Here is a 25,959-nt window from a genome sequence, read left to right as displayed (position 1 = left end):
GTGACCCCCCCCTATGTCGTCAACCCCTTGCCCTGACTTTTTTCAAGGGAATGACGACATTGCCTTCAAATACCTATGCGCCTGCCTGATTTTCACTCAACGCAGCGTATTCTTTTTCTACTCGCTTGGTCTCTTTTTTAGAGAACCCACCCAGCAACTGTAATGCGTGGCGCAAACGGGCACGGGTCATATCCGGACCAAGCTGCGCCATTGAATCCATAACCGACCAGGAATTAGGCGTACCCGCAATGGCAACAAAAACCGGGAACATGAAATCCCCCATTTTAAGCTCCATCGCCTTTGCCAGACCTTTTACGTCGGCAAAGATGTTGTCCTTCGTCCAGTGCCGTTGCGCTTCCAGGCGCCAGAGCGTGAACTGCAGCACTCGCAGCACCTGCCCCTCTTCGAGCTTGTTGTGCCTGAAGCTTTCAGCGGTCAGGTCCAGCATGCCGGCAAACATGAAATTCGCCATCGGGGCGACATCACTGAACACTTCTGCCCTGCCCTTGATGTGTGGCACCAGACCAGCCAACGACTCGCGATTGAACCACCACTGCTGCAGACGATCCATAAAAGCGGCATCGTCCAGATTTTCACGTAACCACAAACCGTTCAGCCAACGCAGCTTTTCAACATCAAATACCGGCCCGCCGAGGGAAACACGCTGGATATCGAAATGATCGATCATTTCCTGCAGCGTGAACTTTTCGCGCTCATCCGGCATCGACCAGCCCATGCGACCCAGATAGTTGAGCACCGCTTCGGGCAGGAAGCCCATACGCTCATAAAAATTGATGCTGGTCGGGTTCTTGCGCTTCGACAGCTTGCTCTTGTCCGGGTTACGCAGCAACGGCAAGTGGCACAGCACCGGCATATCCCAACCGAAATACTTGTACAGCAGCTGGTGCTTGGGAGCAGAGTTAATCCATTCCTCACCACGCAGCACGTGAGTGATCTCCATCAGGTGATCATCGACAACATTAGCCAGGTGGTAAGTTGGCATACCATCGGATTTAAGCAGAATCTGGCAATCGACTTGTGACCACTCGATCTCCACCTTGCCGCGCAGCATATCGTCAATGACGCATACGCCCTCATCCGGCACCTTCATACGGATCACGTGTGCTTCGCCGGCCGCCAACCGCGCTTTCACTTCTTCGGCAGGCAATTCGAGATCACCTTTAATACCGGGATTCAGGCCCTGCGCCTTGCGGTCTTCGCGAATCTGATCCAACTCTTGCGGCGTGCGAAAACAATAGAACGCGTGCCCACTCTCGATTAACTGCTCGGCGTAAGCCCGGTAGTCATCCTTGCGCTCCGACTGGCGGTAAGGACCGTGCGGACCGCCAACATCCGGACCTTCATCCCACTCCAGCCCAAGCCAGCGCAGCGCATCCAGAATATCCTTCTCGGATTCACCGGTACTCCGCGCCTGATCGGTATCTTCGATCCGTAGAATGAATTGCCCACCATGCTGACGTGCAAAGCACTGGTTAAACAAGGCAACATAAGCTGTGCCAACGTGCGGATCACCGGTAGGAGATGGTGCAATGCGGGTACGAACGGTCATGAGGATATCCTGTTATGGGAACCGGCCAGAGCTTAGAAAAGGTATTCAGTCACCGGTCGCAAGAAATTCGAAGCGCGCATTATAACGTCATGAAAAAGGAATCGCATGACATCAGCACGACAAATACTCCGGATTGAAATGGCCCCGCCTTCCTCCCGTTATAGAAAAACATCACACCATCGGTTTACTCTAATATTGATACATTATAACATTTCTAAAAATGACAGCGAACAGGACGCATCATGAACCGCTTTTCAGGCTCGGCACTTGCCATTCTTTTAACTCTTGCACTTCTACCCCTACATGCGGTCGCGGCACCGCTCAAGATCGTGACTTCCATCAAACCGATTACGCTGATGGTTCGCGCCATAGCGCCGGAATCGGCACTGGTGACCACCCTGATCCCTGCCGGAGCAAGCCCTCATACTTATCAGCTACGCCCGTCCGACCGTCAGGCTTTAGCCGATGCTGACCTCATTTTCTGGGTAGGCCCTGATATGGAGCTCTTTCTGGACCGCATACTCAGCAGCACTGAGCTGGCACCCAAATCCCACCAACTGATGAGTGAAATGGTCATAGCCGATGATCAAGAGCATAGGCACCATGATGAACATGAGAATCACGACAGTCATGGTAGCGAAGACGGTCATCATCACAACGGTGTAGACCCGCACATCTGGCTGGATCCTGAGGCTGCATTGGGCATGACGACCATTATCGAGCAGGCTCTGGTCGGCGTCGCCGATGATGCACCCAGCAGCGAAGCGGATGGCATCGCCCAGCGACTGCAGCAGTTTGAAGCTCAGTTGAATGAAAAAGAGACAAAAATCCGCAAGCAACTCACTCAACTGGACGCTGTTGATATCTTTACCTATCACGATGCTTTCCGTCGCTTTGCCGAACATTACGGCATGACGATAGCAGGCGCACTGACCATTACTCCGGAAAAGACCCCTGGGGCTAAACACATGCAGGACATTCAGAACAGGCTCCACGCGGCGCACCATCCCTGCCTGATGACCGAGCCACAGTTCAACCGGGACTGGTGGCAAAGCCTGTCCGAAGGAATTGATATCACGATCGTTACCTGGGATCCGCTGGCATCGGATATCGCCGACTCGCGCAATGGCTATGTGGAGTTTCAGCAATCGCTGGCCGATGCGGCGCTGAAGTGCCTACCAAAGTAGGCTTAGCATCACCGGCATCGTGAACATAGCCAGCAGTGTCTGTCCGCTGATTATCCCGGCCATTAGTGACGCATCACCCCCCAGTTGCCGGGCCAGAATATACGCAGATGATGCTGTTGGCAGCGCTGCCAGCAGAATAACCACTTTTACAATCAGGCCTTCGAGACCGAAAAGCGACGCCAGAGCAGCAGCCAAAACAGGGAACACACACAGCTTGAGCACTGATGAAACCGCAATCGGCATAGAGGCGCCCCGCAGTGCTTTCAATTGCAATCCCGCCCCTACTGTCAACAGCCCCAGGGGCAACGCCATACTGCTAAGCGGGGCAAGGAAACCAACGAGCAATGGGTGAAAGCCCAGCCCAACAAAGCCCCATACAGCACCGGCCAGCGAGCCAATGATCAGAGGGTTGCGGATAATTGTCCCGAAAACAGACCGCCATTGAACCGGCCCCTGCCCTATTACCAGCGCGAACATCAGAATACAGAGCAGGTTAAGCAACGGGATCATGAGCGCGATTGCCACAGCAAACAGGGACAATGCCTCGTCACCCAGCAACAAACCGGCGGCCGCCAACCCGACAAAAGTGTTGAACCTCAGACTCCCCTGGAACACCGAACTGAAAACTGTGCCCGGCCATTTCCAGGACAGTTGAATCACCACAACCAGCAACGTCATCACACCCACTAGCGCAAAGACCACAAACAGTAGCTGACCGTAGGCAGATGGCGGTATTGAAGCCGAACCCAGCTTGAACACCAGCATCGCAGGAAAAAGCACGTAGTAGGTAAAGCGCTCCGCCAGCGGCCAGAAACCATCTCCGGGAAAATGCATCCGCCGAAGAAACTGCCCCAGCAGTATCAACGCGAAGACCGGCACCAGTGCCTGAAGAACCACATCCACCCGATTTTTCTCCTGCAATCAATCGTTAAACATCACATAGCCGGAACCGTTACGGTGACCCGAAGTTGCCCAGTGTATCAGGTGGCCGCTATTGCCGGGGGCGCAGCAGGCTGACACTTTTCGCTCATTTTTTATTCACAGAACAACGCGCTATAATGCCGCCCCTGAAATCGACCCGGGTCGATCAACGCCGTGTTCACCAACCGATACCTGAAGGCAAACGTAATGGCAGTGCCGGATACACAGAATGCTACCCCCATAGCCTCCGCAGATACGGCACCTTTGAGTCGCCGCTTTTCTGTGGCGCCGATGATGGACTGGACTACCCCGGCCTACCGTTACTTTGCCCGCCTGATCTCACGTCACACATTGCTCTACACTGAAATGGTGACAACCGGCGCGCTGATTCATGGCGATACCGGCCGATTCCTGCGCCACAGCGCAGCAGAGTATCCGCTGGCGCTGCAACTGGGCGGCAGCAAGCCTGATGAGCTGGCGCACTGCGCCGGGCTGGCCGAAGCCTATGGCTTCAGCGAAGTAAACCTCAATGTCGGCTGCCCCAGTGACCGGGTGCAGAACAACATGATTGGCGCCTGCCTGATGGCCCATCCGGACCTTGTTGCGGAAGGCGTCAGCGCCATGCGCCAGGCGACTTCACTGCCCGTCACGGTCAAGCATCGCATTGGCATCGATGGCAGGGAATCATTCGACCAGCTCTGTGAGTTCGTGGAAAAAGTCGCAGCGGCAGGTTGCGAAACTTTCATCGTGCATGCCCGCATTGCCGTGCTGGAAGGTCTGAGCCCAAAGGAAAACCGGGACATACCGCCGCTTAAGTACGACTGGGTTTACGCGCTCAAACAACGGTATCCGCAGCTTGAAATCATCATCAACGGCGGCATTCAATCGATGGAAGACACAACCCGGCATCTTGAACAGGTTGATGGCGTAATGGTGGGTCGCGAGGCCTATCACAACCCCTGGATGCTGGCTCAGGTTGACCCGATGCTGTTTGGCACTAACGCACCGCTTGCCAGCAGACACGATGTACTGCGAAGCATGCTCCCCTACATCCGTTCTGAGCTTGAGCGCGGCGTGATGCTGGGCCACATTACCCGGCACATTCTGGGCCTGTTCCACGGCTGTGCTGGCGGTAAACAATTCCGCCGCTACATTAGCGAAAACGCCCACAAAAAAGGCGCCGGGATAGAGGTGGTCGAGAATGCCATGCTCAAAGTTCCCGAAGAAAATGAGCCCGCATCACTGGCCTGCGCGGCAATCTGAGCAGATGGCGGCAAGGTTTTATTACGCCGCTGACCCGAACCTGAAAAAAGCGTCATCCTGCTGATCACCTCCGTCAATTCCCCGCCCTGTCGCTCTTGTTCAGGCGCGGGCAGATCGCTATTGTAGTCCCAAGGAGCCACATGATGCTGGCACCAAGTAATCTACTGTCAGGACGATAGCCGATATGAGCAATAAACTGGAACAGCTGAAAGCCATGACCACCGTGGTTGCCGATACCGGCGATCTTGAAGCCATTGCCCAGTGGCGCCCGGTCGATGCAACAACCAACCCCTCGTTGCTACTGAAAGCGGCTGACCTGCCAACCTATCGCCCCATGCTTGATGCGGCCATCAATTATGCTCAACAACAGTCCGGCTCGGACATCGAGACCCTGGCTCATGCCACTGATTATCTCGCCGTTCAGGCAGGGCAGAAAATTCTGGAATTGATCCCCGGCGTGGTCTCAACAGAAGTGGACGCACGGCTGTCATTCGACACCCAGGCCACCGTCGACAAAGCGCGCCACCTGATTGCGCTATATGACCAGATTGGCGTCGACACCAGCCGGGTGCTGATCAAAATAGCGGCTACTTGGGAAGGTATTCGCGCCGCAGAAATTCTTGAGAAGGAAGGCATTCGCTGCAATCTTACCCTGCTGTTTTCTTTTACCCAGGCAGTCGCCTGCGCCGAAGCGGGGGCCTTCCTGATTTCACCCTTTGTTGGCAGGATTCTGGATTGGCACCTGAAGCAGTCCGGCAAAACCGCCTACCCGGCAGCAGAAGACCCGGGCGTGCTGTCCGTCACCCGCATATACAACTACCTGAAAACCCACAACTACAACACCGTTGTAATGGGCGCCAGCTTCAGGAACACGGGTGAAATCGAAGAGTTGGCCGGTTGCGATCGCCTGACAATAAGCCCTGCACTGCTGGAGGAACTCCAGAACGATAAGGGTGACCTGGCGCGCCAGCTGTCTCCTGAGACAGCCGCTTCTGCTGAATCAAAGCTGATGTTGCCCGAGCGGGATTTCCGCTGGGGTATGAATGAAGATGCGATGGCTACCGAAAAGCTGGCTGAGGGCATTCGCAAGTTTGCCGCTGACCAGGTTGAACTGGAGCTGCGCGTACAAAAAATTGCCAAGGTCGCCTGATAATGTTTGATGTATTGAAGAAGATGTTTGGATCGGATAACGGGTCACCCCCCGCAAAACCCGATGCCAACCAATTGGCTGTTGCTGCGACGGCACTCATGGTGCAACTTGCCCGGGTTGACTCATCCGAAGATGACATTGAACTGGACACCATTGCCGAGTGCGCAACGCGATCCAAACAGGTTTCCGATACAGAAGCACAAGCGATTGTGGCCGATGCCCGTGCTATCGCTGACGACGCCACCTCCCTCTACGAATTTACCGAGCTGCTGAATGATAACCTTGATCAGCAGGGCAAAGCCGAGATTCTCGAAAGTATCTGGCGAGTTGCTTTTGCCGACGGGCGTATCGATAAGTACGAGGAGCAGTTGATTCGCCGGATTGCGGATCTGCTCCACCTCAACCACCGTGAATACATGGAGTGCCGGCACCGCGCTGAGCAGTCCACTTCCTCCTGAAGGAGACCGACATGCTCGCCATTCTGCACCCTGACACCCAGCTCGATAGCCCTGAGTACAAACATACGCTTGAGTTCCTGAAAAACCTGCCGGGTGTCACCCTGCGCGTTCATGAAATCCAGGGTGCGCAAAAAAAGCTGACTGAGATCTACCTGTTGGGCGATACAAAGTCGCTCAGCAAGGAAGAAATCGCTGCGTTGCCGGCGGTTGAACGGGTCATCCGCATCTCTGACGACTACCGGATTCTCGGGCGCCATCATGACGAACAACGCCAGACCGGTTTCACCTACAATGGCGTGCACTTCGATCAGGATAACCTGCACGTATTTGCGGGCCTGTGTGCCGTCGACAATGCCGAGCATGTCGATATCATGATGCGGGCACTGGCCGAACACGGTCAGGTATGCACCCGGATGGGGGCCTACAAACCCCGCACCAATCCTTACTCCTTTCAGGGGCACGGCAAGGCCTGCCTGCCTTATGTGTTCGAAAATGCCGGCAAACACGGCATCAAAGTGGTCGCCATGGAAATCACCCATGAGAGCCACATCGAAGAAATTGACACCTGCCTCGAAAAGCTCGGACGCCCCACCGGCGTTATGCTGCAGGTTGGCACCCGCAACACGCAGAACTTCGAGTTACTGAAAGCTATCGGTCGCCAGCGGGAGTACCCGGTGCTCCTGAAACGCGGCTTTGGCATCACCCTGAACGAGTCTCTGAACGCGGCGGAATATCTGGCCAGCGAAGGCAATGCCAACGTTATATTCTGCCTTCGGGGCATGAAAACCGAAGCCGGACTACCCCATCGCAACATGGTCGACTTTGCCCATGTACCGACGGTCAAACGCCTGACCCGGATGCCCGTTTGTGTAGATCCTTCGCATTCAGTCGGTAACCGTGATCTCGCGCCCGATGGCATATCAGACGTCATGCACGCAACGGCTCAAGGCGTTATCGCAGGTGCCAACATGGTATTGGTGGATTTCCACCCGAAGCCGGAGAAAGCGCTTGTGGATGGCCCACAGGCACTGCTGATGGATGAACTTCCCTACTTCCTGGAAGATATTTCGCTGTGTCATGATACCTGGCGCAAACGCGAACAGATTTACCAGCGCGCCAAAGGCTGAGTTCCGCAGGAAACGCTCAGGGGCTTCTGCGAAATGACACCAGCAACCACCAGATCACTTTTCCCGTCAGGGCGACAGGTTTAACAGGCAATGATTATATACGGACACCGAGGTGCCAGAGGCGAAGCTCCCGAGAATACCCTCCCAGGCTTCAAGGCTGCCTACAGCAATGGCATCCGACATTTCGAACTGGACATACTGCTATCAGGCGATGGCATCCCTGTCGTTAATCATGACACCACAACTGATCGCACGACCGGCGTCAGCGGCAAAGTTGGCAATATGACCGCCAAGGCGCTTTCGGAACTGGATGCCCGCAAGAACACGACGCCATGGTCGCGCCCCTGCGGCATACCGACGTTGCAGGAAGTGTTCGACGTGTGCCCTGATTTCCAGCATCTTCAGCTGGAAGTCAAACCGGATCAGCAGCAGCGGATGAACATCCTCTGCAACCGCCTTGTGGAGCTTATCCAGCGCAACCACTGGCATGAGCGGGTTACCATCACGTCGTCAGACAGCTGGTTCCTGAGGGAAGCCAAACGACGTGACCGTCACTTGAAAACCGGCCTTGTGTTCGACAAGCGCTTTCCGAACCCGGTAAAAAGCGCCATCAAACTGGGCTGCGACTACCTTTGCCTCAACTCCCGACTATGCTCAACCGCTGTCGTCGAAGCTGCCCACAAGGCATCTTTACATGTGTCTGTCTGGACGGTAAACCGCATACACGACATGCTCGAACTGGAAAAAATGGGCGTGGACAGCATCATCACCGACTACCCCACCAGCACCCTCATGTACTTTGACAACCGTCCGGGCATCGCCGGCTCACGCATGCCCAAGCGCGTTGAGAAAGACCCTGAGAGCATCACAGGAACAACCACAACGAGCTAACCGTTAGCCCTGTCAGTTAGCCAGAAGCAACAATGCCCCGGCACACTGAGTGTGCCGGGGCATTGTTTATTGCAGGTAAGCGATTGCCATAGCTCTGGCGAAATCCAGAGGATCAGAAAATACGGTTAAGACCATTCAACGCCGCTACCCGATATGCTTCAGCCATCGTTGGGTAGTTGAACGTCGTGTTGATGAAATAGTTCAGTGAATTCGCTTCACCTTCCTGGTTCATAATAGCCTGACCGATGTGAACAATTTCTGCCGCCTGGTCACCGAAGCAGTGAATACCCAGAATCTGGCGGGTTTCGCGATGAAATAGTATCTTCAACATTCCTACCGCTTCACCGGTAATCTGAGCTCGAGCCAGATCCTTGAAAAAAGCCTGCCCCACTTCATAAGGCACTTTTGCTTCCGTCAGCTCGCGCTCTGTTTTACCTACCGAGCTTATCTCCGGAATCGTATAGATCCCGGTAGGCACATCCGACACATAGCGGAAATAATCATCTCCCACCAGATCAGACGACGCTGACCGCCCCTGATCATAGGCTGCACTGGCCAGACTCGGCCAACCAATGACATCACCAACAGCGTAGATGCCGTCAACCGAGGTCTGATAGTGCTCATTCACAGCCAGCTGACCGCGCCCGTTAGGCTCCAGACCCACACTTTCAAGGTTCAGCTTGTCAGTGTTACCGCTACGCCCGTTGCACCACAGAAATGCATCGGCACGGATTTTCTTACCAGACTGAAGACTCAGAATCACACCGTTATCGTCACCCTCAACGGATTCGTACTGCTCGTTATGACGAACCAGAACACCGTTATTGCGCAGGTGATAACTCAGTGCATCAGAGATTTCGTCGTCCAGGAATGACAGCAAACGGTTACCGGGGTTAATCAAATCAACCTTGACGCCCAGACCGGCAAATATCGAAGCATACTCACTGCCGATGACACCCGCGCCGTATATGATCAGCGTGCGAGGCGTGTGGGACAGTTTGAGGATCGAATCGCTGTTATAAATCCGGTGATGTCGAAAGTTAACATCAGGCGGCAAATAAGGGCGAGAGCCAGTGGCAATCACCACTGTTCGGGCATGAAGTACGTCATCACCTTTACCGCCTTTTACCTCTACCCTGTTGGCATCGAGAAAAGAGGCGCGTCCGCCGTACAGGTCCACCCGGTTGCGGGCGTAAAACTGGGTGCGAAGCTTGACCTGCTTGCCCATGACCTTTTCAGCGTTCTGCAATACACGGGGGAAAGAGAACCAACGCGGCTCGCCGATATCCCGGAACATCACATTGGTGTTAAAGGTAATAATCTGTTTGACGGAATGTCTGAGCGCCTTGGACGGAATGGTTCCCCAGTGTGTGCAGTTACCGCCAACAGTGGGTTTGTCTTCAACGACCGCCACCCGCTTGCCATGCTTGGCCGCGTTCATTGCCGCGCCCTCGCCTGCAGGGCCGGCGCCGATGACGACAACGTCGTAATGATGTTCTGCCATACGCGCAGTGACTCCTTATCTCCGTCACAAATTGACTATCGTGTAATTACCAGGCGGGGACGCTACCGGCGATGCAGTTGGCCACAACTCCCTGGCGAGAGTGGACGGGGTCAGCTCGCGTCTTTATCGGCGTTATAGGCCAGCGACTCAGCATTCTCAGTCTTCGCGGCCAACGCTGCCACGCGCTCATTCTCTTCTTCGCACTTCTTGTCATCACCCCCGCAAATATCGCAGGCGCCAACCATTCCCAGCGCTCCGATACCGCCACAGGTACCACTGATCGGCTTACGGCCCATCAGTACGCCAATGGACATACCGGCAAGCAGAATACCGACTATCAGGAAAACCAGAAGAAACGTACCCATAACGTACCTCCGTTTATTGCATCAGATAAGAGGAAAAGGCCGGCGTATAGCGCGTTTCAAAGCCTTTATCACTCCTGTAAACAAAGTATGCGGCGATATCGTGCCTGACTGCAAACTCGTAGCCGCGTTTTTCACCCTTCACATTCAAAGCCGTCGCCATGGCATCAGCCGTCATGCAATCGTCGCTAATTACGGAAACCGACGCCAACTTGTGAGTAATCGGGCGACCGGTCGACGGATCAATGGTATGGGAATAGCGCTTGCCGTTCGATTCGTAATAGTTCCGATAGTCGCCGGACGTCGCCATGGATTTATTCTCCAATGCGACAATGCTTTGTACCGTTTCAGCCTCGGATACAGGCTTCTCGATCGCAAGCCGCCAGACTTCGCCTGATGGCTTCTTGCCGCGAGAGCGAACTTCGCCCCCGATCTCAACCAGATACGACTCGATGCCCTGAGCCTCAAGGTAGTGGCCAACCGCATCAACGCCAAACCCCTTGGCAATGGCTGACATATCGAGATAAAGCTTCTCACGGGAGCGGATAGCATGAGGCGACGTCTGCAACTCAAGCTTCTGGTAGCCGGTTTCAGCCAATCTCCTGGCTAGCAAATCCGGGTCAGGCACCTTGTCCGGACGCGCTTCCGGGCCAAAACCCCAGAGATTCACAACCGGACCAATCGTGATATCAAAGGCGCCGTCACTGAGTTCACTGATCCGCCGGGACTCTTTCAATACCGTGTAGAAAGAGTCGGAAACAGGGAACCAACGGTCACCATCGGCGTGCTGATTAAAACGGGAAAGTTCCGAATCATCACGCCAGGTCGACATTGATGCATCTACGTCTTCCAGCTCATCGATAATCCCGCCGGCGATCGCCTCCATTCGCTCCTTGTCGTCAGACATCACCACCTTTACGTGGTATTGAGTACCGAATACCGGACCACTGATTTCCCAGATTTCTTCATCAGGCTGAAACGAACAGCCCGCCAGGGCGGCGATGCTGAACAGCATCACTACCAAGGCGGGCCGGATCATGCAGGATTTCATGCGGTTAAATTAGCCCCCGAAGTCATCCAGCATAATGTTTTCGTCTTCCACACCCATGTCTTTCAGCATCTTGATAACAGATGCGTTCATGATCGGTGGCCCGCACATGTAGAACTCGCAATCTTCAGGTGCAGGATGGTCCTTGAGATACTGATCGTACAGGACATTGTGGATAAACCCTGTCGGGCCTTCCCAATTGTCATTCGGCTGTGGATCAGAGAGGGCAACATGCCACTCGAAGTTCTCATTATCCTTCGCCAGGTCATCAAAATCTTCGACGTAGAACATCTCGCGCACGCTACGGGCGCCGTACCAGAAGCTGATTTTCCGGCTCGAGTTCAGACGCTTGAGCTGATCAAAGATGTGCGAGCGCATCGGCGCCATACCGGCACCACCACCCACAAACACCATTTCCGCTTCGGTCTTCTTGGCGAAGAATTCACCAAACGGACCGAATACAGTGATCTTGTCACCTGGCTTGAGGTTAAAGACGTAGGAGGACATCAGCCCTGGCGGGTGATCAGTTCCCGGCGGCGGTGTCGCCACACGAATATTGAACTTGAGAACGCCTTTCTCTTCCGGGTAGTTGGCCATGGAGTAGGCACGAATGACCTCCTCCTTGTTGACGGCCTTGAAACGCCAGAGATCGTGCTTGTCCCAATCTTCGCGGAACTCCTCTTCGATATCGAAGTTCTTGTAATCGATATCGTATTCGGGACATTCCAGCTGGACATAACCGCCTGCGCGGAAGTCAACTTCTTCACCCTCAGGAAGCTCAAGTACCAGCTCCTTGATGAAGGTCGCGACGTTATGGTTGGACTTGACAGTGCATTCCCATTTCTTGACGCCGAAGAACTCTTCCGGCACTTCGATTTTCATGTCCTGTTTAACCGGCACCTGACATGACAAGCGCCAGCCTTCCCGCTCTTCACGGTTGGTGAAGTGGGTTTTTTCAGTCGCCAGCATTGAGCCGCCGCCATCAAGCACTTTGCACTTGCACTGGGCGCAGGTACCGCCGCCACCGCAGGCCGACGACAGGAAGATGCCGTTGCCCGCCAATGTATTGAGCAATTTGCCGCCCGCTTCAGTGGACACCGTATGCTCAGGATCGTCATTGATCTCAATCGTTACTGCGCCGGTACTTACCAGCCGTGAACGCGCTGCCAGAATCACCGCCACGAGCGCAAGCACGATGACGGTAAACATGACCACGCCGAGAATAATTTCTGTATTCATGGTCTCGCCTTAATCGTTAATTACCGTGGTCCGGTTGATTTACAGTGAAATTCCGGAGAAAGACATAAAGCCCAGCGACATCAGGCCAACCGTGATAAAGGTAATACCCAGGCCACGCAGGCCTTCAGGCACATCGCTGTACTTCAGCTTTTCCCGGATACCCGCCAGCGCGACAATTGCCAGCGCCCAGCCAAGACCAGCACCAAAACCATAAACAAGACTTTCACCAAAAGTGTAGTCCCGCTCAACCATGAACAGTGACGCACCCATGATCGCGCAGTTAACCGTGATCAGTGGCAGAAACACGCCCAAAGCGGCATAGAGCGCAGGGATATACTTGTCCAGTACCATTTCCATGATCTGAACGATCGCCGCGATTACGCCGATATAGGTCAGCAGGCCAAGGAAGCTGAGATCAACTTCAGGCAAACCAGCCCAGGCCAGCGCACCTTCGCGCAGCAGGCCGTTATAGATCAGGTTGTTCACCGGCACAGTGACTGTCAGTACCACGACTACCGCGATACCCAGACCAATAGCGGCTTCAATCTTCTTGGAAATCGCCAGGAAGGTACACATCCCCAGGAAGAACGCCAGCGCCATGTTTTCAACAAACACGGCCTTCAGGATCAGACTGATATAGTGTTCCATCAGAACGCCTCCCGGGTCTTGTGGCGGGACATTTTGTAATCAGCCTCTTCAACCTGATCGCCTTTCCAGGCCCGCAGGCCCCAGATCGACAAACCGATGATGAAGAAGGCACTCGGTGGAAGCAGCATCAAGCCATTTGGCTGGTACCAACCGCCGTCATTGACGACCGGCATCAGGGTAATGCCGAATAGCGAACCCGAGCCCAGCAATTCACGGAAAAAGGCAATGACGATCAACATGATCGAGTAGCCCAGCCCGTTACCCACACCGTCAAGGAAACTGAGCACCGGTCCGTTCTGCATTGCAAAGCCTTCTGCACGGCCCATTACAATACAGTTGGTGATGATCAGGCCAACAAATACCGAAAGCTGCTTACTGATTTCGTAGGCAAACGCTTTCAGAATCTGGTCCACCACGATAACCAGTGACGCGATAATCGTCATCTGAACGATGATCCGGATGCTGTTCGGGATCTGGGATCGCACCACCGAGACAAACATACTGGAGAAAGCGGTTACCGCAATGACCGACGCACACATAACCAGTGTGACGTTCAGGCTGCTGGTTACCGCCAGCGCCGAACAGATACCGAGGATCTGCAGGGCGATAGGGTTATTATTGAAAATCGGTTCGAAAAGAACCTGCTTGGCAGTCACTTCAGCCACGATCAGACCTCCCCTTCACGAAGTTTATTGAGGTACGGTGCGAAGCCACGCTCACCCATCCAGAAGTTAACCAGATGCTGTACACCGCGACTGGTCAGCGTCGCGCCCGAAAGCGCATCAACCTTGTGCTCACTGTTGGGGGCGCTGGCATCTACGCCACCCTTGACCAGCTGAATCATCGGTTCGCTCTTGTCTTCACCATAGACCTTTTTATCAGGCCACTGGCTTTTCCACTTTGGATTATCGACTTCACCACCGAGCCCCGGTGTTTCGGCGTGAGAGTAAAAGCCCAGACCTTCAATGGTATTGGCATCTCCCTTAAGCGAAACGAACCCGTACAACGTGGACCAGAGGCCATATCCGTGGATCGGTAGCACAACGCGCTGAAGCTCGCCGTCCTTTTCCAGCACGAACACCTTGGCCACATCGGCCTGGCGCTTGATACCCGCAGGATCATTCGAGGAGTTCAATTTCTCCGATAGCGCCGGATCCGCAGCAGCACGACGTTGATCGTAGCTCATCGCGTCCTTTGCCTGAACGCTTGCAGGATCGACATATTCGCCGGTCTTCAGATCAACCAGCTTTACTTCAAAACGCTGGAATTCATGTTCAATATCATCTGCCGTAGCACCCGGCTCAAGCATTCCGGCTGCCGCAAGGATGTTGGTTTTCATGTCCAGGTTGCGGTTCGTGACCTGGGCCGGCTTGAGAATAACGGCGGCCGCAGACACCACCACTGAACAGACGATGCACAATGCAAGCGCGACAGTAAGTGTTCTAAGAGCAGTCTCTTTGCGTTTAGCCACGAGCGAGCCTCCGTTTGATATTGGCCTGCACGACGAAATGATCCATCAGCGGCGCAAACAGGTTGCCGAACAGAATCGCCAGCATGATCCCTTCCGGGAAGGCCGGGTTAACCACACGGATAAGTACCGTCATAAGGCCAACAAGGATACCGAACGTCCACTTGCCGGTGTTGGTCATGGCCGACGATACGGGATCTGTCGCCATGAACATCATGCCGAACGCGAAGCCACCCAGAACCAAATGCCAGTGCGGAGGCACAGCAAACATGGGGTTGGACTCAGAGCCGATTGCGTTCATCAGCAACGATGTCGCAATCATGCCAATCATCACACCACCCACGATTCGGTAGGAGGCGATCTTCATCATCAGCAGCACACCCCCGCCGATCAGAATGGCCAGCGTTGAGGTTTCACCAATAGAGCCCTGAATCGTACCCAGGAATGCCGACGTCCAGCTGACTGACTGCTGAACAACATCCAGACCCGCAACAGCCGCTTCACCCAGAGGGGTCGCTCCACTGAAGCCATCGATAGCTGTCCAGACTGTGTCGCCTGACATCTGCGCAGGATAAGCAAAATAAAGAAACGCACGACCACTCAGTGCCGGGTTCAGGAAGTTCTTGCCAGTACCGCCGAATACTTCCTTGCCAATCACCACACCAAAGGTAATACCCAGAGCCACCTGCCACAGTGGAATGGTCGGTGGGCAGATAAGAGCAAACAGGATGGATGTGACGAAGAAACCCTCGTTAACCTCATGACGACGCACCGTGGCAAACAGGACTTCCCAGAAGCCCCCCACGATGAATGTCACCGCATAGACCGGAACGAAGTAGGCTGCACCGTAAATCATATTGTCCCAGATGCTACCGGGATCATTACCTGCCAGTGCAGAAATAAAGGCAGTGCGCAGACCACCGTCGCCCATCAGGGCATCCGGATTGCTGAGCAGGAAGTTATTGGCCTGATAGCCAATATTCCACATACCAAAGAACATCGCCGGCCAAACGCAAAGCCAGACTGTGATCATAATGCGCTTCAGGTCTACACCATCGCGCACATGAGCAGTCGTGGACGTTACCTTGCCTGGTGTGTAGAAAATTGTATCGACCGCTTCGTACAACGCATACCAGCGCTCGTACTTGCCACCTTTTTCAAAGTGGTGCTCGATACCATGGAGGAACTCTTTCAATGCCATGCGATTAGCCCTCGATCTCAATGCGGGTCAGGTTCTGACGGAGAATGGGGCCGTACTCGTACTTACCAGGGCAAACAAAGGTGCACAATGCCAGATCTTCTTCGTCCAGCTCCATGCAACCCAGCTTCTGCGCCATTTCGGTATCGCCCACGATCAGCGAACGCAGCAATTGAGTCGGCAGGATATCCAGCGGCATCACTTCTTCATAGGACCCTACTGGCACCATCGCCCGCTCACTACCGTTGGTGGTTGTTGTGAAATCAAACAACTTACCGGCAGCCAGCTTTGACAGGTAGATATTCAGCTTGGAGAACTTGCGGGTACCCGGCGACAGCCAACCCATAAATTCGCGCTCATTACCCTCTTCGAGCAGACTGATCTGGTTGGCAAAACGCCCCAGATACGCGCACGGCCCGCGGCCAGTCCGGCCACCGAAGACGGAGCCCGAAATCGCTCTGACATCGGTTGCAGAATCAAACTCGCCTTTGAGCAGCTCGTCCAGATTCGCACCCACACGAGTGCGGACCAGGCGAGGCTTGGTCGCTTTCGGGCCTGCAATGGCAACAATGCGCTCAGCCGGCACTTCACCAGTGACAAACAGGCGCCCAATTGCCATCACATCCTGATAGCCAATAGACCAGACAACCTTGTCACCTCCAACCGGATCAAGGTAGTGGATATGAGTGCCCGTGTTACCGGCAGGATGAACGCCATCGAACTGTTGCACTTCGATCTGTTCAACCTTGGGTACTGAAACGCCCGACTCCGGCTTGCCGCAGACAAACACCTTGCCATTGGTCAATTTGGCGATAACAGCGAGGCCGTTCTCGAACGACGCAGGATCATCTTTGATGATAACGGTGGGATCAGCGGCCAGCGGGTTTGTATCCATAACCGATACAAATATTGAGTGAGGCGCAGTGTCGATCGCAGGGACTTTGCTGTAAGGGCGCGTTTTGAACAGCGTCCACAGACCAGACTCGACCAGGTTATCCACCACCTGCTGGCGTTCCAGCGACGCAAGCTGTGAGGCCTCGTAGCGGGCGAAAGTTTCGGCGTCATCCTGATCGTCCATCTCGATCACGACAGACTGAAACACACGGCGCTCACCGCGGTTAATGACTTTAACAACACCGGCGGCCGGTGAGGTATAGCGTACACCCTCGGTCTTCTTATCCGTAAACAGCAGCGAGCCGCGCTTGACGCGCTCTCCTTCCTGAACCGCCATGGTCGGCTTCATACCGTTATAGTCAAATCCGATGAGCGCTACTTTGCGCACAGGGTTGGCTTCGGTAATCTTTTGCTCAGGAGCGCCGCTGATGGGAAGATCCAGGCCTTTTTTGATCTTGATCATTAGCCTCATCCAATCATCAGAAACTTTCAGTCGGTTTTTTACGTCTGACGTATTACTTCAACCATTACCGAAATCAAAAGAAAATAACCTCAAGACCGGCGTTATCAGGCAACTGATGGAAATCCGGACGTAATGGCAAGTTAAAATATTGGCAATCAGACGCACCTAAAATCGCGCCAATTATAGAGAGTCAGGCGTTTTATTTCCACCAGCACAACGGATACTTTATGCGTAGACGCCTGAGGATGACGATAGCGGCTATCCTTCGAAAACACCAAAAAAAACGCCCCGCAAGCACTCAGGCCAGCGGGGCGTTTTTTGAATCGACCAGACCGGAACATGGCCCAGGTCGGTATTTTAGCGAACTCGTGCCGGATAGATCGGGTAGTTCACGCCAGCCATCTGGTTGACCACGCGAATAACCTGGGCGCTGTATCCTGCTTCGTTGTCGTACCAAACATAGAGGATCAGGCGCTTGCCGTTTGCGATCGTCGCCTGCGCATCAACGATGCCAGCATGTCGGGAGCCCACGAAGTCGGTAGACACCACCTCCGGTGAGTTCACGAAATCGATCTGCTTCTGCAACTCGGAGTGCAGCGCCATCTCGCGCAGGTAATCGTTAACAGCCTCGACATTGACATCCTTTTCCAGGTTCAGGTTCAGGATTGCCATGGAGACGTTCGGGGTCGGAACCCGAATCGCGTTACCGCTCAACTTACCCTTCAGTTCAGGCAGCGCTTTGGCGACGGCTTTCGCAGCACCTGTCTCGGTAATTACCATGTTCAGTGGCGCACTGCGTCCGCGACGCTGCCCCTTGTGGTAGTTGTCGATCAGGTTCTGGTCATTGGTGTAGGAGTGAACCGTTTCTACGTGACCGTCGATAATGCTGAATTCATCATGGATAGCTTTCAACACTGGGGTGATAGCATTAGTCGTACAAGAGGCCGCTGACAGGATACGGTCGTCATTGGTGATTTCACCGTTGTTGATCCCGTAAACGATGTTCTTGATATTGCCCTTGCCCGGCGCCGTCAACAGAACCCGTGACACACCTTTGGACTTCAGATGAAGGCCAAGACCCTCTTCGTCACGCCACTTACCGGTGTTGTCGATCACGATCGCATTGTTGATACCGTAATCGTTGTAGTTAACCTTGTCCGGCCCATCGGAGTAGATCACCTTGATAAAGTTACCATTGGCAATCAGAGCGCAGTTTTCCTCGTCAACCGTGATGGAACCATTGAAAGGACCATGAACGGAATCGCGACGCAGCAAACTGGCACGCTTTTCCAGATCATTGTCTGCGCCACCCTGGCGCACAACGATGGCACGCAGGCGCAGGTTGTTTCCGCCGCCGGCTTTCTCAACCAGGATACGCGCCAGCAAGCGGCCGATACGACCAAAACCGTAAAGCACGATATCCTTGGTGCCGTTTTCTGCGTCTTCCTGAGATTCTTCAGAATGCTTGCCAATCACATCAGGGATTTCATCACGCAGGAATTGCTCGACAGTGCGGTCGCCACCCTGCTCCATGAAACGGACGGTCAGCTTGCCGATGTCGATATGAGCGCGCCCCAGATCCAACCGGTCCAACGCCTCCAGCAGCGGCAATGTATCGCACACTGACAATTCACTGTTCTCGACCTGGCGCACAAACCGGTGAGCGCGGAGGATACCGATCACAGACTGGTTAATGATCGCCCGGCCGTACACTGAAGTAACCACGTTGTTCTTCCGGTACAGGCGGCCGATCAGGGGAATCATTGCCTCGGCAATTGATTCTCGCTTGGTCCAGTCGGACAGGTGCTCGTTCATCTGTTCGTGACTCACGCGTAAACCTCTAAAGTTAGCTCTGGATTGGCGGACGCCAGATACTCGGCCGCCCCGATAAAATGGGCGCTTATTATCCAATTTAAAAAACGCCGGAACAAGCCCATTGCGTGGACTTAACGTGAACGCGTCATGACAGCGCATAACACGACCGTTAGAATGACCGACCATTTAGCTTAACGAAGCCAGTCGGCACACCGCCCCGCGGGACGTGAAAGCCGGCACACTTAATCGACTCAGGATTGCGTATACGTCATGACCCAGGCCGCTGCAGACCGCTTTCTTATCGCTCCGGCAATGCCCGAACGCCCTTCAGACCACAACATCTGGAGTGGCCTGCATGGCAGCAGCCAGGCGTTGGCGATCTGTGAAGCCGCGCAGACACACGCCGGCCTGACCCTGATTATCACCACCTCCACGGATGAAGCGATCCGCCTGGAACAGGCGCTGCGCTTCTTTCTCGGCCTGCCACCGGACGACGATCTGGCAGCGACCGCTTCGCAGGGGCTGGAACTGCTATCGCTGCCGGACTGGGAAACCCTGCCGTACGATATGTTCTCGCCCCACCAGGACATTATTTCCCGACGCATCAGGACACTTCATCGGCTACCACGCACGCAACGCGGCCTGCTCGTCGTGCCCGCCAGAACTCTATTGCACCGCCTGGCACCACCATCGTTCCTGCAAGGCAATACGCTGCTACTGGAAATCGGTCAAACCCTGGACATTGCAACCTGGCGCCACCAGCTGGAATCCGCCGGTTATCGCCATGCCGAGAACGTCTATGAGCATGGCGAGTACGCCGTTCGCGGGGCGATTCTCGATATCTTCCCGATGGGCGCCACTCTGCCTTATCGCATCGACCTGTTTGACAATGAAATCGAGACACTGAGAACTTTCGATCCCGAATCCCAGCGCTCGATTGATCGTATTGAGCGGATCGAACTCCTGCCTGCCAACGAATTCCCCTGGCATAAAGAAGCGCGTTCAGCCTTTCGTAACCACTGGTTCGAGCACTTCCCTCGGGCCGACAAGGATGCCCCTATCTACAGCGATGTCAGCCAGGGAATAACACCGCCGGGCATTGAGTATTACCTGCCGCTGTTTTTCGACGATACAGCGACCCTGTTTGACTACCTCCCTGCACAAACCCGCGTCTTCACTTCCGCGGGCCTGGAAGATGCCATTGATCATGCTCGCGAGGAAGCCGAGCTGCGTTACGAGGATCGACGCCACGACCTGATGCGCCCCATCCTGGAGCCGCGCCTGTTGTTTATGGCGAAGGAAGAGTGCTTCGGCCAGATCAAGCAGTTTCCGCGGGTAACCGTTCACGCCGATCCGGTCGGCGCCGGAGCGCGAGAAACAACGTGCGATACCCAGCCACTGCCCGCAATTGCGATTGACGGTAAAGCCAGCGATCCGGCAAGAAGCCTGAAAGCGTTTGTCTCGGACTTCGGCGGCCGGATATTGCTGTGCGTCGAGTCCGCAGGCCGGCGCGAGGCGCTGATTGATAATCTGACCGAGTTCGGTGTCCGGCCGACGCCAACGGAAAGCTGGGAAGCGTTTGTGGCGAGCGACACCCCTCTGGCGATTACTGTGGCACCGCTGGAAGCCGGGCTTCAAATGAACGCGCACAGGATCGCGCTGATCACCGAAACGGAGCTCTACGGCGAGCGGGTGCTGCAGCAGCGTCGAAGGGAGAAGCCTACCGAACTCAATGACGCGGGCTACCGTGATCTTTCCGAACTGCGTATTGGCTCGCCAGTGGTTCACATCGATCACGGTGTCGGGCGCTATCAGGGCCTCCAGACCATTGCCGTTGATAACGACAATGCCGAGGAGTTTCTGACTCTCGAATACGCCAACAATGCAAAGCTATACGTCCCGGTTGCCAGCCTCCACCTGATCTCACGTTATGCAGGTACCGACAATGAGCTGGCGCCGCTGCACAAGCTGGGCACCGATCGTTGGAGCCAGGCGAAGCAGAAAGCGCTAGAGAAAATCCGCGACACCGCAGCAGAACTGCTCGACGTATACGCACGCAGGGAAGCCCGCAAAGGGTTTGTGTTTGAACATCCCGGCGAGGCCTACCGTGCATTCTCCGCTGGTTTCCCTTTCGAGGAAACACCGGATCAACAGGTCGCCATTGAAGCGGTCCTCGAGGACATGACCAGCGAACAACCGATGGACCGACTGGTGTGTGGCGACGTTGGCTTTGGCAAAACCGAAGTCGCCATGCGGGCTGCGTTTATCGCGACTTTTTCCGGCAAGCAGGTTGCCGTATTGGTCCCTACAACCCTGCTAGCCCAGCAACATTATGAATCCTTCCGGGACCGCTTTGCTGATACCGCCGTTAACGTCGAGTTGCTGAGCCGCTTCAGAAGCAGCAAGCAAACCAGCCAAACACTCGAAAACGCGAACGCCGGAAAAGCCGATATCGTGATTGGCACTCACAAACTGATTCAGAGCGATGTCCGGTTCAAAAACCTGGGGCTGGTCATCATTGATGAGGAACACCGGTTTGGCGTCCAGCAAAAGGAAAAGCTAAAGGCCTTGCGGGCCGAGGTCGATATGCTGACGCTGACGGCCACCCCCATCCCCCGAACACTCAACATGGCAATGGGGCATCTGCGTGACCTGTCGATTATCGCCACCCCGCCGGCTCGCCGGCTCTCGGTCAAGACATTTGTCCGTCAGCGAGAGGACGCGATGGTGAAGGAAGCGGTCCTGCGTGAGATTCTGCGGGGCGGTCAGGTGTACTTTCTGCACAATGAGGTCAGTTCTATTGAAAAAGCTGCGGCAGATCTGCGGGAGCTCATCCCGGAAGCACGGGTAGGTGTAGCGCACGGTCAAATGCGCGAACGTGAGCTGGAACAGATCATGTCGGACTTCTACCACAAACGCTTCAATGTATTGGTATGCTCCACCATCATCGAGACCGGCATCGACATCCCGAGCGCCAATACCATTATTATCGAACGGGCGGACAAGTTCGGCCTCGCCCAACTACACCAGCTGCGAGGCCGTGTCGGCCGCTCTCACCATCAGGCATATGCCTATCTGCTAACCCCGCCACCCAAAAGCATTAGCAAGGATGCCGAGAAGCGGCTGGAAGCCATTTCGGGCGCGCAGGATCTGGGTGCAGGCTTTATGCTGGCCACCCAGGACATGGAAATTCGCGGCGCCGGTGAATTGCTCGGTGAAGAGCAAAGCGGCCAGATTGAGAGTATCGGCTTTACCCTCTACATGGATCTACTGGACGAAGCGGTCAAAGCCATCCGCGATGGCCGCACACCCAACGCTGAACTGCCGTTGAGTCACGGCACCGAGATCAACCTGCGCATTCCCGCGCTGATTCCGGACGATTATCTGCCGGACGTCCACAATCGCCTGATGCTGTACAAGCGCATTGCCAGCGCCAAAAATCAGGATGAACTGAAAGAACTCCAGGTCGAGATGATCGACCGCTTCGGTCTGCTGCCTGATCAGGCCAAAAACCTCATCAGGCAAACGCAGTTACGCATTCGCGCTGATCTGTTGGGTATCCAGAAAATCGATGCCGGCAATGAATGGGGCCGACTGGAATTCGGCAATACCACATCCGTTGACCCGTTAATTCTTGTCCAGAAAGTTCAGCAAGCGCCCCAATCCTATAAACTCGAGGGTGCAAATACCTTCCGCTTCAAGCTGAAGGACACCACGACCGATGGTAAACTGGCCGGCGTTGCCGACATGCTGAGCGAACTGGAGCAGAAAAAGTCCGCTTGAGTGAAGGCCATCTGAATGCCGCCTTTGGCCCGCTACGCAGGCCTACAAACGGGAGTACAAAGTGTTAAATAAAGTGTGGAATCGATGGTTGGCCCTGGCTGTTCTGGGCATTTCATTCAGCGCCGCCGCCCCTCAGGCCTGGGCAGCCGACTTATACCGTGCCGAGTTTGTATTGTTCGAGCGTCTCGCTGCGGATTCGGGCATTGATGAGCAAATGGAAACCCGCCAACCCGAATCTCCGGTAAATGCAGACAAGATGCTGTGGGTTGTGGACGGTAACGGCCAAGCCAATACCAGCATGCAACTGGTCCCCCGTAGCGGTCTGTACCTGCGGAGCTCGGCTGCTCGACTGGAAAATAGCGGTCGCTTCAAGGTATTGATGGCGAAGGGCTGGGTTCAGTCATTCCCCCCCAACTACAAGGGCCAGCCTTTACGCGTTTCGGTAGGCGATCTGATACCGGGCAGCGACAAGCGCCAGATAGAGGGGTATATCAATGTCGACCGGTTGCGCTACCTGCACGTCACCGCACACCTGAACAACTGGCAAGCGGCCACCGCGTCCAAGCCGCCTGCAGATACCAACCAAACAGGCAGCGACGCGAGCAACAGCCCGTACACGGCCGCCCAGACTGGCGCTGCAGATGCTCCGCTAACAACGGCAACGGCGAGCGACAAGGCCCAGCTGCTGACCTGGTTACACGAAACCCGTCGCATGCGCAGCGGCGAGATCCATTATCTGGACTCCCCGACAATCGGTTTGCTGGTTTACTTTCAGCCACTCAAAAGCAACTGATTCCTGCGCCGGCATCGCAAGTGCAGGCCTTTACGATGCAATGAACCGGGCCAGCATGGCCCGGACACCCGACATCCCTTCGTCAATTGCCGCCTGAATTTCATCCATCGTAATGATGTGATCCGACTTACCTGCCGCCCAGTTCACCACCAGTGCCAGACAGGCATAATCAATGTCAAGTTCCGCCGCCAGTGCGGCCTCCGGCATACCGGTCATGCCGATCAGATGGCAGCCGTCGCGCTCCATGCGTGCCACCTCGGCCGCCGTTTCGAGTCGGGGCCCCTGCGTCGCGGCGTACACACCAAAATCGACGCAAGACACCCCTTCATCTTGAGCGGCCGCTTTCAGGGCGCTGCGAAGCGTCTCGGTATAGGGATGGGTAAAATCAATATGGGTAACATGCTCCAGTTCGGCATCCACAACGGACTCGAAGAACGTATGCCCTCTGCCCCAGGTGTAATCGATTAGCTGATCCGGTATTACGATCTGGGCAGGCCCCATGGCTGCGTGAATACCCCCAACAGCATTCACCCCGACAATGGCAGTAGCACCTGCGTGCTTGAGTGCCCAGATATTGGCGCGGTAGTTCACCTGATGCGGCGGATACCGGTGGGGATTACCATGGCGAGCAAGGAACACAACAGGTACACCGCCCAACTTACCGCTAACCAACGGGGCTGACGGCATCCCCCACGGCGTTTCAACAACCTGCTCGCCCGTAATTTCCAGCCCTTCGAGTTCGGTCAGGCCGGTACCACCAATAATGCCAATCAGGGTCGTGTTAACCGGGGTGTCGTGCGCCATCAGTCGGCATCTCCGTATGTAGTCCGATTTGCCTTGGTTTTTGCCTTGTAATCGGAAAGCTTGTCGCCGTCGTCATGATAGTTGGGGCGCTCTTCGCCATCCTGATTATCACTCTCGTCACCGCCCTTTTCTGTACGGGCTTCCTGCTGCCTTTCGTTGTTATCTTCGCTGTCGCGACTATCGTCTTCGCCACTGTCGTTTTCAGCGCTCTCCTGGGCATCGTTCGAGGCACTATTCTTCTCCAGCCGAACGGCATCCGCCAAATGCAGAGTGCGGGTCGGGAAGGCGATCTCAGCACCGTAACTCGCGATAATTTCACTGATCTGCAGCAGCACGTCCTGCTTTATCGCATGGTATTTCACCCACTCGACAGTCTTGGTGAATGAGTAAATCATGATCTCCAGGGACGACTCATGAAACCCCAGGAAATTGACGATAAGCGTTTGCTGGGCATCAATTTCCTCATGATTTTCCAGCATTTCCCGAATGTCATGAACAATCGACCCCATGTCGCCGACATCCACGTAACGGATCCCGATGGTTTCGCTGATTCGGCGATTGGTCATGCGTGAGGGGTTTTCAACAGAGATACTGGTAAACACCGCATTCGGGACATATAACGGGCGTTTGTCGAACGTTCGAATGGTAGTCAGACGCCAGCCAATATGCTCAACCGTGCCTTCAATTTCCTGATCAGGCGAGCGCACCCAATCACCCACTTTGAACGGCCGGTCCAGATAGACCATCAAGCCGCCAAAGAAGTTGGCCAGCAAGTCCTTGGCAGCAAAACCGATGGCAATACCACCGATACCACCAAAAGCCAGAACGCCGGAAATACTGTAGCCAAGCGTCTGCATGACGATGAGCGCAGCGGTAATGACCACAGCCGACCGTGCCAGCTTGCTCACTGCCAGCACCGTTGTGTAATCCATCGGCTGCTTCATTTTGGCAGGCGATGCCAGTATGCCTTCAGCCTGCTTCACAAAGCGCAGGAGCACCCAGACCAGAATCCAGATTAGCCCGAGTTTCAGGATGGTATCGTTCGCCTTGAACACCTCGGCTTCAGAATATTTGTAAGCAATTTCGGCAGCCCAGTAGACGCCCTGCAACCAGACAAATCCGACTGCGGGTTTGCGAAGTGCGTGCAGGAAGGCGTCATCCCAGAGGTTGTTAGTGCGATTAAACTTGCGTTCCAGCGCGTAAACGATCCGACTGACGATGAAGGCCACCAGTGCGGTGAGCAGGACCATCGCAAAGATCGCAAGCGCCACTCTCCATTCCAGAGACAAGAGATTGAAATTCTGGATCCAGCTATCGATCTTATCTGGTGTTTGCTCCAAACCATTTCTCCTGAAACAACGACTGTTTAACTC

22 protein-coding genes are annotated in these 25,959 nt (G+C 54.9%); 8 read left to right on the top strand and 14 right to left on the bottom strand.

Translation table 11 applies throughout. The features are described 5' to 3' along the window. Nucleotides 1–73: 73 nt before the first annotated feature. The gene (gltX, locus tag ACUN9X_RS09540; protein WP_445472914.1) at nt 74–1,570 is read right to left on the bottom strand and encodes a glutamate--tRNA ligase; all 1,497 of its coding nucleotides are present in this window, start codon (nt 1,568–1,570) and stop codon (nt 74–76) included. Between the two features lie 242 nt (nt 1,571–1,812). On the opposite strand from gltX, the gene ACUN9X_RS09535 reads away from it, so the two are divergent. Next, complete coding sequence (locus tag ACUN9X_RS09535; protein WP_445472913.1) at nt 1,813–2,757, top strand: zinc ABC transporter substrate-binding protein; 945 nt, start codon at nt 1,813–1,815, stop codon at nt 2,755–2,757. Here the strand turns inward: ACUN9X_RS09535 and ACUN9X_RS09530 are convergent. Beyond that, complete coding sequence (locus tag ACUN9X_RS09530) at nt 2,746–3,660, bottom strand: AEC family transporter (protein ID WP_445472912.1); 915 nt, start codon at nt 3,658–3,660, stop codon at nt 2,746–2,748. The genes ACUN9X_RS09535 and ACUN9X_RS09530 overlap by 12 nt on opposite strands. 225 nt (nt 3,661–3,885) lie before the next feature. Between ACUN9X_RS09530 and dusA the strand changes: the two genes are divergently transcribed. From dusA to ACUN9X_RS09505, 5 genes are all read left to right on the top strand, one after another. Beyond that, nucleotides 3,886–4,941: a tRNA dihydrouridine(20/20a) synthase DusA gene (gene dusA / locus ACUN9X_RS09525; RefSeq protein ID WP_445472911.1), complete on the top strand. Its 1,056-nt coding sequence runs from the start codon at nt 3,886–3,888 to the stop codon at nt 4,939–4,941. A gap of 184 nt (nt 4,942–5,125) precedes the next feature. After that, a complete protein-coding gene (tal, locus tag ACUN9X_RS09520; RefSeq protein WP_445472910.1) occupies nt 5,126–6,091 on the top strand; it encodes a transaldolase in 966 nt (321 codons plus the stop codon). Between the two features lie 2 nt (nt 6,092–6,093). Further along, nucleotides 6,094–6,549: a tellurite resistance TerB family protein gene (locus ACUN9X_RS09515; protein WP_445472909.1), complete on the top strand. Its 456-nt coding sequence runs from the start codon at nt 6,094–6,096 to the stop codon at nt 6,547–6,549. Nucleotides 6,550–6,560: 11 nt separating this feature from the next. Next, entirely contained in the window at nt 6,561–7,676 is a 1,116-nt protein-coding gene (locus tag ACUN9X_RS09510; RefSeq protein ID WP_445472908.1) for a 3-deoxy-7-phosphoheptulonate synthase, read from the top strand. A 90-nt stretch (nt 7,677–7,766) separates the two neighbouring features. Beyond that, nucleotides 7,767–8,567 carry a glycerophosphodiester phosphodiesterase gene (locus ACUN9X_RS09505; protein WP_445472907.1) on the top strand — a complete coding sequence of 267 codons (801 nt, stop codon included), beginning with the start codon at nt 7,767–7,769 and terminating at the stop codon, nt 8,565–8,567. 112 nt (nt 8,568–8,679) lie between these two features. Here ACUN9X_RS09505 and sthA read toward each other — a convergent pair whose 3' ends face one another. The 10 genes from sthA to ACUN9X_RS09455 all read right to left on the bottom strand — a co-directional run bounded on the left by sthA (nt 8,680) and on the right by ACUN9X_RS09455 (nt 19,206). Further along, nucleotides 8,680–10,071, bottom strand: coding sequence for a Si-specific NAD(P)(+) transhydrogenase (gene sthA / locus ACUN9X_RS09500; RefSeq protein WP_260035120.1), 1,392 nt, complete (start codon nt 10,069–10,071; stop codon nt 8,680–8,682). 110 nt (nt 10,072–10,181) lie between these two features. Beyond that, nucleotides 10,182–10,436 carry a (Na+)-NQR maturation NqrM gene (gene nqrM, locus ACUN9X_RS09495; protein WP_260035118.1) on the bottom strand — a complete coding sequence of 85 codons (255 nt, stop codon included), beginning with the start codon at nt 10,434–10,436 and terminating at the stop codon, nt 10,182–10,184. Nucleotides 10,437–10,449: 13 nt separating this feature from the next. Further along, nucleotides 10,450–11,472, bottom strand: coding sequence for an FAD:protein FMN transferase (locus ACUN9X_RS09490; protein WP_260035117.1), 1,023 nt, complete (start codon nt 11,470–11,472; stop codon nt 10,450–10,452). Nucleotides 11,473–11,493: 21 nt separating this feature from the next. Continuing rightward, on the bottom strand, nt 11,494–12,720 hold the full coding sequence (gene nqrF, locus ACUN9X_RS09485) for an NADH:ubiquinone reductase (Na(+)-transporting) subunit F (protein ID WP_260035116.1): 1,227 nt from the start codon (nt 12,718–12,720) through the stop codon (nt 11,494–11,496). A 39-nt stretch (nt 12,721–12,759) separates the two neighbouring features. Continuing rightward, the gene (gene nqrE / locus ACUN9X_RS09480; protein ID WP_260035115.1) at nt 12,760–13,368 is read right to left on the bottom strand and encodes an NADH:ubiquinone reductase (Na(+)-transporting) subunit E; all 609 of its coding nucleotides are present in this window, start codon (nt 13,366–13,368) and stop codon (nt 12,760–12,762) included. After that, nucleotides 13,368–14,033, bottom strand: coding sequence for an NADH:ubiquinone reductase (Na(+)-transporting) subunit D (locus ACUN9X_RS09475; protein ID WP_260035114.1), 666 nt, complete (start codon nt 14,031–14,033; stop codon nt 13,368–13,370). Before ACUN9X_RS09475 ends, nqrE begins: the two co-directional genes overlap by 1 nt. 2 nt (nt 14,034–14,035) lie before the next feature. Further along, nucleotides 14,036–14,839: a Na(+)-translocating NADH-quinone reductase subunit C gene (locus tag ACUN9X_RS09470; RefSeq protein ID WP_445472906.1), complete on the bottom strand. Its 804-nt coding sequence runs from the start codon at nt 14,837–14,839 to the stop codon at nt 14,036–14,038. Further along, on the bottom strand, nt 14,832–16,037 hold the full coding sequence (locus tag ACUN9X_RS09465; RefSeq protein ID WP_445472905.1) for an NADH:ubiquinone reductase (Na(+)-transporting) subunit B: 1,206 nt from the start codon (nt 16,035–16,037) through the stop codon (nt 14,832–14,834). The genes ACUN9X_RS09470 and ACUN9X_RS09465 overlap by 8 nt, the downstream gene beginning before the upstream one ends. Before the next feature lie 4 nt (nt 16,038–16,041). After that, complete coding sequence (locus ACUN9X_RS09460; protein WP_445472904.1) at nt 16,042–17,391, bottom strand: Na(+)-translocating NADH-quinone reductase subunit A; 1,350 nt, start codon at nt 17,389–17,391, stop codon at nt 16,042–16,044. 357 nt (nt 17,392–17,748) lie between these two features. Then, nucleotides 17,749–19,206, bottom strand: coding sequence for a glyceraldehyde-3-phosphate dehydrogenase (locus ACUN9X_RS09455; RefSeq protein WP_260035745.1), 1,458 nt, complete (start codon nt 19,204–19,206; stop codon nt 17,749–17,751). Nucleotides 19,207–19,476: 270 nt separating this feature from the next. Here ACUN9X_RS09455 and mfd point away from each other — a divergent pair, with 270 nt between their 5' ends. Continuing rightward, on the top strand, nt 19,477–22,989 hold the full coding sequence (gene mfd, locus ACUN9X_RS09450) for a transcription-repair coupling factor (protein WP_445472903.1): 3,513 nt from the start codon (nt 19,477–19,479) through the stop codon (nt 22,987–22,989). Nucleotides 22,990–23,050: 61 nt separating this feature from the next. Next, on the top strand, nt 23,051–23,782 hold the full coding sequence (locus ACUN9X_RS09445) for a CsiV family protein (protein ID WP_445472902.1): 732 nt from the start codon (nt 23,051–23,053) through the stop codon (nt 23,780–23,782). A 30-nt stretch (nt 23,783–23,812) separates the two neighbouring features. Here the strand turns inward: ACUN9X_RS09445 and ACUN9X_RS09440 are convergent, their stop codons facing one another. Continuing rightward, entirely contained in the window at nt 23,813–24,586 is a 774-nt protein-coding gene (locus ACUN9X_RS09440; RefSeq protein WP_445472901.1) for an S-methyl-5'-thioinosine phosphorylase, read from the bottom strand. After that, the gene (locus tag ACUN9X_RS09435; protein ID WP_445472900.1) at nt 24,586–25,926 is read right to left on the bottom strand and encodes a mechanosensitive ion channel family protein; all 1,341 of its coding nucleotides are present in this window, start codon (nt 25,924–25,926) and stop codon (nt 24,586–24,588) included. The genes ACUN9X_RS09440 and ACUN9X_RS09435 overlap by 1 nt, the downstream gene beginning before the upstream one ends. Between the last annotated feature and the right edge of the window lie 33 nt (nt 25,927–25,959).

The organism is Marinobacter sp. V032, from assembly GCF_052645435.1.
Note: the sequence above shows the minus strand (reverse complement) of the source record. Positions and strands in the feature narration are given on the sequence as shown.